The organism is Pedobacter vanadiisoli, from assembly GCF_042684385.1.
In the GTDB taxonomy this organism is placed as follows: domain Bacteria; phylum Bacteroidota; class Bacteroidia; order Sphingobacteriales; family Sphingobacteriaceae; genus Pedobacter; species Pedobacter vanadiisoli.
In genome coordinates this window covers 63,492-76,561 of record NZ_JBHULL010000013.1, presented here as the reverse complement: position 1 = coordinate 76,561, position 13,070 = coordinate 63,492, and the positions used below count along the sequence as shown (strand labels likewise).

General features: G+C 39.0%; 11 protein-coding genes. 9 read left to right on the top strand and 2 right to left on the bottom strand.

Annotated features, from left to right (window positions below):
- The first annotated feature begins 91 nt into the window (after positions 1-91).
- The 4 genes from ACFSR6_RS15825 to ACFSR6_RS15810 all read left to right on the top strand — a co-directional run bounded on the left by ACFSR6_RS15825 (position 92) and on the right by ACFSR6_RS15810 (position 4,461).
- Positions 92-622, top strand: coding sequence for an OmpH family outer membrane protein (locus ACFSR6_RS15825; RefSeq protein WP_121283542.1), 531 nt, complete (start codon positions 92-94; stop codon positions 620-622).
- A gap of 62 nt (positions 623-684) precedes the next feature.
- A complete protein-coding gene (locus ACFSR6_RS15820) occupies positions 685-1,263 on the top strand; it encodes an OmpH family outer membrane protein (RefSeq protein ID WP_183768625.1) in 579 nt (192 codons plus the stop codon).
- Between the two features lie 213 nt (positions 1,264-1,476).
- A complete protein-coding gene (murI, locus tag ACFSR6_RS15815) occupies positions 1,477-2,295 on the top strand; it encodes a glutamate racemase (RefSeq protein ID WP_379080550.1) in 819 nt (272 codons plus the stop codon).
- Between the two features lie 264 nt (positions 2,296-2,559).
- Positions 2,560-4,461, top strand: a complete 1,902-nt coding sequence (locus ACFSR6_RS15810) for an amidophosphoribosyltransferase (protein WP_379080548.1) — start codon at positions 2,560-2,562, stop codon at positions 4,459-4,461.
- Positions 4,462-5,069: 608 nt separating this feature from the next.
- Here ACFSR6_RS15810 and ACFSR6_RS15805 read toward each other — a convergent pair.
- Positions 5,070-5,696 (bottom strand): LysE family translocator, encoded by a 627-nt coding sequence (locus ACFSR6_RS15805; protein WP_379080546.1) that lies wholly within the window; start codon positions 5,694-5,696, stop codon positions 5,070-5,072.
- Between the two features lie 142 nt (positions 5,697-5,838).
- Here ACFSR6_RS15805 and ACFSR6_RS15800 point away from each other — a divergent pair, with 142 nt between their 5' ends.
- The 5 genes from ACFSR6_RS15800 (at position 5,839) to ACFSR6_RS15780 (ending at position 12,074) form a co-directional block, all read left to right on the top strand.
- Positions 5,839-7,275, top strand: a complete 1,437-nt coding sequence (locus ACFSR6_RS15800; protein WP_379080544.1) for an MFS transporter — start codon at positions 5,839-5,841, stop codon at positions 7,273-7,275.
- A gap of 64 nt (positions 7,276-7,339) precedes the next feature.
- Entirely contained in the window at positions 7,340-7,798 is a 459-nt protein-coding gene (locus ACFSR6_RS15795) for a deoxycytidylate deaminase (protein WP_379080542.1), read from the top strand.
- 227 nt (positions 7,799-8,025) lie between these two features.
- Positions 8,026-9,555 (top strand): glutamine-hydrolyzing GMP synthase, encoded by a 1,530-nt coding sequence (gene guaA, locus ACFSR6_RS15790; protein ID WP_379080540.1) that lies wholly within the window; start codon positions 8,026-8,028, stop codon positions 9,553-9,555.
- A 113-nt stretch (positions 9,556-9,668) separates the two neighbouring features.
- The gene (locus ACFSR6_RS15785; protein WP_379080538.1) at positions 9,669-10,880 is read left to right on the top strand and encodes an ABC transporter substrate-binding protein; all 1,212 of its coding nucleotides are present in this window, start codon (positions 9,669-9,671) and stop codon (positions 10,878-10,880) included.
- Positions 10,881-10,904: 24 nt separating this feature from the next.
- Positions 10,905-12,074: an RsmB/NOP family class I SAM-dependent RNA methyltransferase gene (locus ACFSR6_RS15780; protein ID WP_379080536.1), complete on the top strand. Its 1,170-nt coding sequence runs from the start codon at positions 10,905-10,907 to the stop codon at positions 12,072-12,074.
- 399 nt (positions 12,075-12,473) lie between these two features.
- On the opposite strand, the gene ACFSR6_RS15775 is transcribed toward ACFSR6_RS15780, so the two are convergent.
- Entirely contained in the window at positions 12,474-13,040 is a 567-nt protein-coding gene (locus ACFSR6_RS15775; RefSeq protein ID WP_379080722.1) for a MarC family protein, read from the bottom strand.
- Positions 13,041-13,070: the final 30 nt, after the last annotated feature.

Sequence of the window (13,070 nt, the reverse complement as noted above, 5' to 3'; positions counted from 1 at the left end):
CAAAAAAATAAGTAATTATGCAATAAATCATTGCAAGAGGAGTTTAAAGAAAGCTTAGGTTATTAATATATATCATTTAACACACACCAAAATGAAAAAGTATCTTTTTATCGCATTCCTGCTTTGCACTTCTTTCGGTGCCTTTGCACAGAAGTTTGCTTATGTAGACACGGAGTATATTTTAAAACATTTACCAGAATATAAGTCGGCACTAAGTCAGTTAGATGTGGCCTCAAAACAATGGCAACAGCAGGTTGATCAGAATTTTTCTGAAATTGACCGGATGTACAAAGCATACCAGGCTGACCAGGTTTTACTAACAGATGATATGCGTAAACGCCGCGAAAACGAAATTATTGAAAAAGAAAAACAGGCAAAAGAATTTCAGCGGTCTAAATTTGGCCCCGATGGAGATCTTTTCCAAAGCAGGGTAAAATTAATTAAACCGATTCAGGATAAAGTAGCCGAGGCTATTAAACAGATTGCAAAATCTAAATACCTAGACTTCATTTTCGACAAGAGCAGTGAAGCAACGATGATGATTTATGCAAGCAGCAGTTACGATGTTAGTAATGATGTTATTGTAAAATTAGGTTATAAACCAGGGACAGTAAATAATTAGTATATTCGTCACTCATTTTAGAAAAAACAAACGAAAAAAATAAAAAAAAGTAAAATAGAAAGATGAGAAAGTTAATTAACGTATTCTTTGTAGCAGCAGGTTTATTGTTTACAGCGAATATGGCAAGTGCACAACAAAAATTGGGTCACATTAATTCTGAAGAGGTATTCGCAAACTTACCAGAGGCTAAAACAGCTCAAACTACTTTAGAAACCTTGGGTAAACAAAAGCAGGCTGATATTGATGCAATGATCAAAGAATATCAAACCAAAATGGCCGCTGCAGAAGCCAAGCAAAAAACGTTAAGCGAGGCAAACAAAGAAACAGTGGGTAAAGAATTGCAGGCAGCAGGCCAGGAATTACAGGATTTAGAAAAACGCATTACAGATGCACGTACAAAAGCTTCACAAGATATAGGTACTAAGCAAGGCGAATTGTTCCAGCCAATCCAGGCTAAAGTGGCCAATGCAATTTCGGCTATCGCTAAAGAAAAAGGTTTAGCTTACGTTTTCGATATTGCAAACGGACAAGGTGGTAACAACTTAGTTTTTTGGGATGGCGGTGACGACATTACGGCAGCAGTTAAAACCAAATTAGGTATTTCTGCAACTACGGCAAAACCAGCTGCACCTAAAAAGTAATCTTGAGTCAGGAGTTTGGAGTCAAAAGTCTCCCTTCCAGTTCAAAATATAAAGCGGGATTAAGTTTAACTTGGTTCCGCTTTTTGGTTTATGAGAGTTTTATTGTTTAAACGCTGGAAGCTGCTGCCCTGTGGCGTTAAAACATTCCAATGTTACAATATTTCAACCTTCAAACATTTAAGCTAACTTTACAACTTTCCAACATCAAAAGGCATGCAAAACTCTTCGCCCATAGGTATTTTCGATTCAGGCTACGGCGGTTTAACGGTTTTCCGTTCTATTGTAAATAAATTGCCAGCTTACAATTATATCTATCTGGGCGATAATGCCCGCTCGCCCTATGGCGATCATTCTTTCGATACCATCTATAAATATACGCTGGAATGTGTAGAATGGCTTTTTGAAAAAGGATGCCAACTGGTAATCCTGGCCTGTAATACTGCCTCTGCAAAAGCGCTGAGAACCATTCAGCAAAAAGATTTACCAGTTAAATATCCTGGCAGAAGGGTGCTGGGGGTAATAAGGCCTACAGCAGAAGTAATTGATGCTTATACTCAAACCAAACAGGTTGGTGTAATGGGCACAAGAGGAACGGTTAACTCACAATCTTACCTATTGGAAATCAACAAATTTTTTCCGGAAATAAAAGTGTTCCAGCAAAGCTGCCCGATGTGGGTTCCGCTTATCGAAAATAATGAGCATTTAGAGCCCGGAGCAGATTTTTTTATTAAAGAATACTGTAATCAGCTGTTGGGCCAATCGGCTGATATAGACTGCGTATTGCTGGCCTGTACACACTATCCTTTATTAATGCCCAAACTAAAGGAGGTTTTCCCTGATCATATCAATATTTTAACACAAGGCGAGATCGTAGCAAACAGTTTGATTGATTATTTAGACCGACATCCTGAGATCGAAGAAAAATTGGCTAAAAATGGCGAAAGGCATTTCTATACCAGTGGCGATCCTTTAAGCTTCGATGAACATGCGTCGATATTTTTTGGAGAAGCACTGAAGTCAGATAAAATGTAGGCCAATAATTTATTTGTTCATTGGTCATTTGTTTATTGATGGTGCAAACTGTTTATTGTAAACTTAAGTATAGTTAACCGGTTAACCGTTGATCATGATGAACCGTGAGGCACTCAATGCCAATTAGAACTGTAGCTGTTTCAGTCATCAACTAACCGTACTTTTAGCTCATCTGTCAGTCTAAACTCATCATAATAAAAGAAAGCATTTTTCTTTAGGTTGTAATGAGTTAAAAGGATAACTTTGCGGCTTCAAATCCACACAATGAGTGATCAGATAAAACACGAATGCGGAATCGCTTTTATTCGACTGTTAAAACCACTTTCTTACTACCAGCAAAAGTACGGTACAGCACTTTACGGCCTTAACAAATTATACCTCTTAATGGAAAAACAGCATAACCGGGGCCAGGATGGCGCAGGTATTGCCACCATTAAGCTGGATATGAAACCCGGAAGCAGGTATATCAGCCGATACCGGAGCATGGCCTCCAATGCGGTAGCAGATATTTTCGAATATGTACAGAACAAATTTGTTGATATCCAGGAAAATACGCCTGAACTAATGCAGGATACTGAATGGCTCAAAAACAACGTAAGCTTTATTGGCGAGGTGTTATTGGGCCATTTGCGTTATGGTACACATGGGAAAAACAGTATCGAAAATTGTCACCCTTTTTTAAGGCAAAACAACTGGATGACCCGGAACCTCGTAATTGCAGGTAACTTTAACATGACCAATGTGGATGAGTTATTGGAGCAATTATACGAATTGGGCCAGCATCCTAAAGAAAAAGCCGATACAGTTACCGTATTGGAAAAAATTGGTCACTTTCTGGATGATGAGAACCAGGAGCTTTTTGATCAGTACAAAAAAGAAGGGCATGACAATGTTGCGATTACACATAAAATTTCAGAACATTTAGATATTGCCAATATCCTTCGCCGCTCGGCCAAAACCTGGGATGGCGGGTATTCGATCTGTGGTATGGTTGGTAATGGCGATTCGTTCATTATGCGCGATCCGGCAGGTATCCGCCCGGCCTACTATTATTACGATGATGAGATTGTGGTGGCCGCTTCAGAACGTCCGGCTTTACAAACTGCATTCAATATTCAGTATAAGGATGTTAAAGAGATCGATCCGGGTCATGCTTTAATTATCAAGAAAAATGGCCAGGTAAGTATGGAACAGTTCCGCGAGCCTACCGAAAGATTATCATGCTCATTTGAGCGCATCTATTTCTCGAAAGGAAGCGATGTTGAAATTTACCGCGAACGTAAACAGCTGGGCCGTTTATTAAGCGATAAAATTTTAAAAGCCGTTAACTACGATCTAAAAAATACCGTATTCTCGTTTATCCCGAATACAGCCGAAGTAGCCTTTTTCGGTATGGTTGATGGCGTACAGCGTTATGTGCGTAACCTCCAAAAAGAAACCCTTTTACATAAAAAGGAACAGCTGAACGACGAGCAGTTAGACGAATTATTGTCACTGGCTCCCAGGGTAGAAAAACTGGCGGTTAAAGATGTAAAACTACGTACCTTTATTACGCAAGACGCAGATCGGAGTGAAATGGTTGCCCATGTGTATGATACTACTTATGGCATTATCAACAACCACCAGGACACGCTGGTAGCGTTAGACGATTCGATTGTTCGTGGTACTACGCTTAAGCAAAGTATCATTAAAATTGTAGACCGTTTACACCCTAAAAAGATCATTATTGTTTCTTCAGCCCCTCAAATCCGTTATCCTGATTGTTATGGTATCGATATGAGCCGTATGGGGCAATTTGTTGCTTTTGATGCTGCGATACAACTCCTTACCGAGCGTGGCATGTGGCAGGTAATTGAAGATGTTTATACAAAATGTAAAGCTTCGTTATTATTGCCTAAAGAGGAAATTGTAAACCATGTTAAAGAAATTTATAAACCATTTACCCCTGAAGAAATTTCTGCCAAAATAGCGGAGATTATTACACCAAAAGGTACGGTTGCCGAGGTTGAAGTAATTTACCAGAGCTTGGAGAACCTGCATGAGGCTTGCCCGAAAAACAAAGGCGATTGGTATTTTTCAGGAAATTATCCAACGCCAGGCGGTAACAAAGTGGTAAATAAAGCTTTTGTTAACTGGAAAGAAGGAAATAACCAAAGGGCTTACTAGCCTCAAAATCCCTAAGGGAGAATAAAATATCGAATAGCTCATATCACTGATATGGGCTATTTTTTTGCTTTTTTACCACCGAGTAAACTGAGTTTTCACAGCGAAAGGGAAAGTGTACTCTGCCATCAATGACGATCCTATAGACAATTTTTATCACTAAGGAACAAAGACCCAAAGCAGATTTCAAATACTTGTTCCGGTCTTAGTTAATACTACTGTCTTTTCATCCCTAAACCTGACATTCGCGGAAAGCCCGGAGGCCGGTTTTTCACCGGACGAGGACTTGCAGCATTGGCAGGACTGACGCTTAACGGGAGTACAGGCATTGCTTTTCAATAAAAATAATATGAACCACTGAGGCATAGGGATACCAGACATATTTTGAATAATTACTCGGTCTTATGAGTCAATGCTACTGTCTTTTCATCCCTAAACCTGACATTCGCGGAAAGCCCGGAGACCGGTTTTTCATCGGACGAGGACTTGCAGCATTGGCAGGACTAACGCTTAATAGCTGTACTGCACATGCTTTTCAAAAAATAATATTAACCAATAAGGGAGAAAGGCACCAGGTCACATTAGTATGCCGGTACTGTACTGCTAAGTTTTTATGCGTAAAACTTCAGGTAGGTTTTAATAATGAGCCAAAAGGCAAAAAAGATAATTACAACGCCCGCAATTTTATTCAGTTTCTTAAGTGCATCTTCTTTTATCTTGTAACGGAGTTTGCTTGAATAAAAACTCTTAGCGGCATCTATTGACAGTTGAGTGGTCATGGCAATAAAAAAACAGACCAATTTCTCATTTAGCATGTTGTTGAGCTTAACAGAGATGATTCCGCTCACGATAATCCAGAACATAAGGGTAGAAGGGGTGAGGATACACATCAGAAATCCTTTTATAACATAACCCCTTTTACTTACTTTCTGTAAGGTTGAACTATCGTAATGCACGGTAATTTTAGAAACCAGGTAGTAGATGCCTACCGCTAACAGGAATAAGCCCCCAATAGCACCTACATATTTATCGAATTCGGCTTTATAGTCGAAAAACTGACTGCCGAAAAGTACTAAGCCAATGAGGATAATATCACTGAGGATTACGCCTACGGCTAAAGAAAAACCTGCTTTGAAGCCTCTTTCTATGCTGGTTTTAATCATTGCAAAAAATACCGGCCCTGTTAAAAACGACGAAATAATCCCTGCTCCTATTCCTAGTAATATGGCTTCAAACATGCATTGTATTGTTTATAATATGCGAATATGCAATTTTATACCTAAACATATAACATTTATTTTTGTTGCACAGGTTGCATAAAATTACTGGTTTTCATTTTTTTTTATTTATGTTTAGCGCCATTAAAACTAAATTTAAAAAATGAGTTCAGAACAAACACAAACCAAATGGGGGCAATTTATTCCTTTGGTCACGGTATTCTTTTTCTGGGGCTTTGTGGCCGCCAGTAATGACATTTTAATACCTGTATTTAAGCAGGCTTTTAATTTAACTCAATTCCAGAGCCAGTTGGTGTCATTTGCATTTTACATTGCATACACGGTTGGCGCTTTAATTTATAATGGCATTTCGGTAGTAATGGGACAGGACATCGTCAATAAACTAGGCTACAAAAACTCTCTGGCTTTGGGACTTGTTATTTCGGCAGTTGGAACGCTTTTGTTTTATCCGGCAGCAAATCTGCACTCATTTCCGCTAATGTTATCTGGCTTGTTTATTGTAGCCCTGGGTTTCTCTTTACAACAAACTGTTGCAAATCCTTTAGCTATTGCCTTGGGGCCAATTAAAACCGGTTCGCAACGTTTAACTCTTGCAGGTGGTATTAATAATTTTGGTACAACCATTGGCCCCTTGTTGGTAAACTTCGCTATTTTTGGTGTTGCTACAAGCGCTACTACCAATGTGAGCATCGAAAGTGTAAAAATTCCGTATTTAATACTAGGAGTGGCCTTTATTTTAGTAGCTGTATTTTTAAAAATGTCGTCTTTGCCTGATCGACCTACTTTAGTAGAAGCTTCGGCTAATGATACTAAATCGATTAACGGCTCTGCTTTGAACTATCCACAGCTGGTACTGGGAATGATTGCTATTTTTCTATATGTTGGTGTAGAGGTATCTACTGCCAGTAATTTGCCGGCGTATATGGAGGAGAAATTAAAATTTGCTATTAAAGATATTGCGCCATACGTTTCTTTATACTGGGCCAGTTTAATGATTGGTCGTTGGACAGGGGCGGTAGAAGCTTTTACTGAAGATATGACCTTGCAAAAAATATTGAGATTTGTAGCGCCTTATTTAGCTTTTGGTGTTTTCTTAATTGCAAATGCTATCGCTAAACACGATTTAACACCATTTTATGTATATGCAGCAGTAATAGTTGTATTAATTGGTGCCGATATGGCCAGTAAAGGAAATCCGGCACGCATGTTGTTAATTTTTTCGGTAATGGGTATTCTAGCCTTATTTATTGGTATGTTTACTACAGGTATGACTAGCGTTTACGCGTTTACCAGTGTGGGTTTATTCTGTAGTACATTGTGGCCATGTATTTTTACTTTGGCTGTTAGTGGCTTAGGTAAGCATACCAGCCAGGGAAGCAGTTTCTTAATTATGATGATTATGGGAGGTGGTATTGTGAGTTTAGCGCAAGGATACCTTTCAAAGTTTACCGGTATCCAATACAGTTATATAGTTGGGGTGGTGTGTTTCGCATATCTTGCATTTTATGCAATTAAAGGAAGTGCAATTTTGAAGACACAGGGAATTAATTTTGATGAGAAAATTTCTGGTGGACATTAATTTTTAATAAAGTAATTTTACAGCCACAGAGATTTAGTTCTTTGTGGCTTTTTTAATTTTTATAATGACAGATAAACCAAGTTTCGACTCGATATTTATGAACCTGGCCACCGATCTGGCAGCCCGCTCACATTGTGTGCGTGCCCATGTAGGTGCAGTGTTAACAAAAGATACCCGCATTATTTCAATCGGTTATAATGGTCCGCCGGCTGGTACACATAACTGTGATGAAGAATGGCCTGAACATGGTTGTGCCCGCGATAGTAAGGGAAGCTGCTCTTTGGCTTTACATGCCGAAGAAAATGCCATTCTCTACGCCTCTAAAAACGGCGCCAGGATTGAAGGCTGTACACTGTATACCACGTTATCGCCTTGTATTGCCTGCGCCCGTCTTATTTTATCGTCAGGGATTAAACTGGTATATTATTCTAAGTCTTATGCAGCTTACAAAGGTTTACCAAGCGATGAGGGAGTTGACTTTTTGAGGAAGTTTGGTGTGGAGGTGATTTTGCTGGAGGCTTAAAGGTTCATTGGTTCATTTGTCATTAGTTTATTAGTGGATTGCGCACCTTACAAAGTTTAACAGATTTAAATTCATAATCGAATAATTGATGTTAAGATGGATGCTCGTTTCCTCAAATTATCTCTTCACATCTGGCTTCGGACTCCTGACTGTAGACTCCTGACTTTTTCCTTCAAAAATCTTAAATCTCTGGTCTCAAATCTCATATCTAATCACTACCTTTGCGGATGCAAGAGAAAATCATTATCGTCGATTTTGGTTCGCAGTTTACACAACTCATTGCCCGCAGGGTTCGCGAACTAAATATTTACTGTGAAATATATCCGTACAACAATCTTCCTGAGGTTACACCTGATGTAAAAGGAGTAATATTTTCGGGAAGTCCCTATTCTGTCCGTCAGGAAGATGCCCCTCAAATCGATCTATCGAAGTACCATTTAAAATATCCGTTATTGGCAGTTTGCTATGGTGCACAATACATTGCACAGCATTCAGGAGGTTCGGTTCAGCCATCGTCTACGCGCGAGTATGGCCGTGCTAACCTAAACTTCGTAAATCAGGAAAATAAATTATTTAAAGGTATCAATTTAGGCTCGCAGGTTTGGATGAGCCATGGCGATACCATTACCGACATTCCTGAGGATTTTGAGCTAATTGCGAGTACAGATAGTGTTAAAGTTGCTGCTTATCACATTAAAAACTCTGATACTTATGCCATCCAGTTCCACCCGGAGGTAACACACAGCATTGATGGCAAAATCCTTTTAGAAAATTTCCTGGTTGATATCTGCGGTTGTAGTCAGGATTGGACCTCTTCAGCCTTCGTTGAAACAACGATTGCTGAGCTTAAAGAGACTTTAGGAAATGATAAGGTGGTTTTGGCACTTTCAGGTGGTGTTGACAGTAGTGTAGCGGCCGTGCTATTACATAAAGCCATTGGAACAAACCTTCACTGTATTTTTGTTGATAATGGTTTATTGCGTAAAAACGAATTTGAAAATGTTTTAGAGCAATACAAAGATTTTGGACTGAACATTAAAGGTGTAGATGCAAAGGCTAAATTTTTAGGTGAATTGGCCGGGGTAGAAGATCCGGAGCAAAAGCGTAAAATCATCGGTCGTGTGTTCATCGAAGTTTTCGACGAAGAATCGCATTTAATTCAAGATGTAAAGTGGTTGGCCCAGGGTACCATTTATCCTGATATCATCGAATCGGTATCGGTAAAAGGTCCGTCAGCAACCATTAAATCGCACCATAACGTAGGCGGTTTGCCAGATTTTATGAAACTTAAAGTAGTTGAGCCACTTAAAACTTTGTTTAAAGACGAAGTAAGAAGAGTAGGTACTGCATTAGGTTTAGAGTCGTTTATCTTAGGCCGTCACCCTTTCCCGGGACCAGGTTTGGGTATTCGCATTATTGGTGAGGTTACTGCAGAAAAAGTAGCCATTTTACAGGATGCCGATAAAATTTATATCGATAACCTGAAAGAAGCAGGATTATATGACCAGGTATGGCAGGCAGGAGCAATCTTTTTGCCGGTAAGATCTGTTGGTGTAATGGGCGATGAACGTACCTATGAAAATGTAATTGCATTAAGGGCCGTTGAATCATTAGATGGTATGACTGCAGATTGGTGTCATTTACCTTACCCGGTATTGGCTAAAATCTCAAACGAAATTATCAATAAGGTTAAAGGCATCAATAGAGTGGTATACGATATCAGTTCTAAGCCACCTGCAACTATTGAATGGGAATAACGTTGAGTTAGGAGTTGTGAGTTTTTAGTTTGGAGTAACAACTGCATAAAATAAAAGTAATGCTAGCAAGGTGGAATAAACTTTGCTAGCATATTTTGTTAAAAACGATAGGTATGAATTTTAAAAAGGTTTACGGGTTACCACTTTTGCTGATGTTGGTTTTAGGTGCTTGTTCGCCAAAAGTGAGAACGCCTAAACCCGGTACAGGTAAACCAACAGAGAAGGAAAAACCGGCAGATAAAAAGCCTATTAAAAAGTTTACGCAGGCCAGTGTTTCTTTGCTTGTTCCTTTTAAGCTGGATGAACTGAACTTAAAAACAGCTACAAAGGCCGATATCGAGAAATATGCTATGCCTATCGATTTTTATCAGGGCTTTAAATTAGGATTGGATTCTGCTGCGGCCCAGGGTTTAAATTTTAAACTTAATGTTTTTGATACCCAGGATGATAACGCACATATTTCTACTTTATATAAAAACGAACGTTTTAAACAGAGTAATTTAGTTATTGGCCCCGTTTTCCCTGAAGGTTTAAAATTTATAGCCAATTATGCTGAAGAAAACAATGTAACCATTGTTTCTCCCTTAGCTGCTACCGATCCCGGTGAATTTAATAACCCAAATCTTGTTTCTGTGGTCAACAATATTGGTTTGCACGGAAAAAAGATTGGTACTTACATTGCGAAAAACTTTAACCCGGCCAGTACCATTGTAGTGATCATTAATCCAAAGAAAACAGAAGATGAAGCCTTTGCAGCCCCGATCAGGAGTTATTTCCAAAACAATGGCAAGTTTACTGTACAGGAATATGCATCGGCTTATACCTTTGAAACCAAAATGATAAAAGGCAAGCAATATGCAGTTATTGTAACCTCATCCGACCGTAATTTTGTACAGCCGACTATTGAAAAGCTCTACAGGCTAAAGAATTTGCCAAAGGGAGGTTATTCCATTAACCTTTTTGGACATCCAAACTGGGTTAAACAGAATTATCCCGCAGATAAGCTACAGGATCTTAATGGAATTATCAGTTCATCGTATAAAATAGATTATAAAAGTGCTGCTGTAATTGCCTTTATCAAAAAGTACCGCTATAAATATGGTTTCGAACCGGGAGAATATGCATTCAAAGGCTTTGATGTAGGATATTATTTTGGCAGGTTACTGGTAACTTACGGAGAAGATTATAAAGACTATATTGTAAAAGACAGGTATAAAGGACTTCATAACAGCTTTTCATTTATATATGATCAAAAATTAGGTTATATTAACACCAGTTTAATGTTGTTGAAATATAAAAACTTTGCATTAAACCTTGTTGAGTAACATTCCCTCAGTTTTAATTATCGCATGAGAGCAGACCACCAGTTAAGAGCCTTTGAACAGATTTTAAGCAGTTATGATGGAAGTTTGCCCCTTCACCGCTTCTTGCCCGCTTATTTTAAGCAGCACAAGCAAATGGGCTCTTCTGATAGAAGATGGGCTACACGCCATATATATAGTTTTTTTAGGTTAGGGAAAGCTTTACCTGCCTTGCCGGCCGAAGAACGCTTAAGTATAGCAGACTTTTTATGCCATACAACTTTGAGCCAGGTGGTAGAGAAAAACCTGCCAGACTGGATAGAAAGCATCGCTTTGCCTTTAGAAGAAAAATTAAGCCTCGTTAAAGCCAAACACCCTGATTTTGATCTCAAAGCGGTATATACTCTTCATACCGAGCTTTCTTCCGGTATCGATAAAGAGGCATTTTTTGCTTCGTTTTTTAAGCAGCCCGATCTTTTCATCAGGGTTGCAGCTGCTGATGCCAAAGCCATCATCGCAAAACTGGAGGACGAAAACGTTGCGGTTAAGGCAATTTCTGATACTGCGTTGGCACTACCTAATGGTACCAAACTCGAAACCATTTTAAAAGAAGGCAGTTATGAGGTTCAGGACTTATCATCACAGCAAACCGGCGAATATTTTAAACCCAGTAAATGGGATAAATGGTGGGATTGTTGTGCAGCATCGGGCGGGAAAACCCTGCTTTTGCATAGTTTAGAGCCTGTTATAGAGCTTTTGGTTTCTGATCTGCGCGAAAGTGTACTGTTAAACCTTGATGAACGTTTCCGGTTGGCAGGCATTAAGAAATACCATAAAAAAGAAATGGATCTTTTGCAAAATAACGATCAGATTTTGCACCATTATGCGTTTGATGGAATTATTTTGGATGCACCCTGTACTGGTTCAGGTACCTGGGGAAGAACACCGGAAATGCTTACTTTTTTCGAAGAACGTAAGATCAACCAGTTTGTAGCCATTCAAAAAGGTATTGTGCAGAATATAGTGAGATACCTTAAGCCTGGTAAACCATTGGTTTATATTACCTGTTCTGCCTTTTCGCAGGAAAATGAAGATGTTGTTCGGCATATTATTGATACACTGCCCTTAGAAGTGGAAAAGATGGAGCTGATAAAGGGATATAAAAATAATGCCGATACGATGTTTGTGGCAAGATTGATCAAGAAAAGCCAGGATTAGTCAGGACTAGAGGATTTTAAGATCAGTGAATATTTTCCCAGGCCGTCATTCCCGCGCAGGCGGGAATCCTAATACTTTAAGATTTCCAAGTTGGAAATGACGAATCTATTTAAAAAATAGAAATCGATTCAATACTGGTTAAGTATGCTCAAACCAGGACCTGAAATTCTTTTTAAGGTATTTCACTGCTTCTATGAGTACCGCGATGGCTCCAATAATTAAGGTATATTCTTCAAAGCTTTTCATGATGTGAGCTTTATGTTAAGATAAATATAACTAAATATTGTTACAGTTTCGTGTGTAGATTGTCATTTATATTATTGTCGGCTTTTAAGCCGCAGTAGAGAAATCTAATGGAGCGCGTACTAATTTTACATCATCCCTCTCACATTTACCGTTTTATAGCCCTGTGTTATTCCTGAATAATTTAATGGCAATGGCCAGTAAAATTACGCCAAAAGCTTTACGCAAAATGTTTAACCCTGATTTTCCGAAAAGTTTTTCCAGTCTGTTGGTGTTTTTCAGTACGAAGTAAACAAACAATATATTGAGTATAATACCCACTAAAATATTCTGGGTATGGTATTCCGTTTTTAGCGAAAGGAGGGTGGTCATGGTGCCGGCACCTGCAATCAATGGAAATGCCAATGGAACGATCGAAACCGTTTCGGGGGCCTCTTCTTTGAAGATGGTGAGCCCTAAAACCATTTCCATGGCGATGAAAAAAATCACAAAAGAGCCGGCAATAGCGAACGATTCTACATCTAACCCAATTACTTTTAACAGCGATTCGCCTACAAATAAAAAGAGGATCATTAAACCTGCAGCCACGAGGGATGCTTTTTCCGATTCGATATGGCCAGCCTTTCTGCGCAGTTCAATTACGACCGGGATGGCTCCCAAAATGTCGATAATTGCAAAGAGAACCATCGTAGTAGATAGGATCTGGCTTAAGTTGAACTTCATAAAATCGAATTTCATAGCAGGACAATTTTA

Excerpts from the sequence above, each read along its gene's own strand:
- ACFSR6_RS15825 (WP_121283542.1), top strand. The coding sequence starts at position 92 with ATGAAAAAGTATCTTTTTATCGCATTCCTGCTTTGCACTTCTTTCGGT.
- ACFSR6_RS15820 (WP_183768625.1), top strand. The coding sequence starts at position 685 with ATGAGAAAGTTAATTAACGTATTCTTTGTAGCAGCAGGTTTATTGTTT.
- murI (WP_379080550.1), top strand. The coding sequence starts at position 1,477 with ATGCAAAACTCTTCGCCCATAGGTATTTTCGATTCAGGCTACGGCGGT.
- ACFSR6_RS15810 (WP_379080548.1), top strand. The coding sequence starts at position 2,560 with ATGAGTGATCAGATAAAACACGAATGCGGAATCGCTTTTATTCGACTG.
- ACFSR6_RS15805 (WP_379080546.1), bottom strand. The coding sequence starts at position 5,696 with ATGTTTGAAGCCATATTACTAGGAATAGGAGCAGGGATTATTTCGTCG.
- ACFSR6_RS15800 (WP_379080544.1), top strand. The coding sequence starts at position 5,839 with ATGAGTTCAGAACAAACACAAACCAAATGGGGGCAATTTATTCCTTTG.
- ACFSR6_RS15795 (WP_379080542.1), top strand. The coding sequence starts at position 7,340 with ATGACAGATAAACCAAGTTTCGACTCGATATTTATGAACCTGGCCACC.
- guaA (WP_379080540.1), top strand. The coding sequence starts at position 8,026 with ATGCAAGAGAAAATCATTATCGTCGATTTTGGTTCGCAGTTTACACAA.
- ACFSR6_RS15785 (WP_379080538.1), top strand. The coding sequence starts at position 9,669 with ATGAATTTTAAAAAGGTTTACGGGTTACCACTTTTGCTGATGTTGGTT.
- ACFSR6_RS15780 (WP_379080536.1), top strand. The coding sequence starts at position 10,905 with ATGAGAGCAGACCACCAGTTAAGAGCCTTTGAACAGATTTTAAGCAGT.
- ACFSR6_RS15775 (WP_379080722.1), bottom strand. The coding sequence starts at position 13,040 with ATGAAGTTCAACTTAAGCCAGATCCTATCTACTACGATGGTTCTCTTT.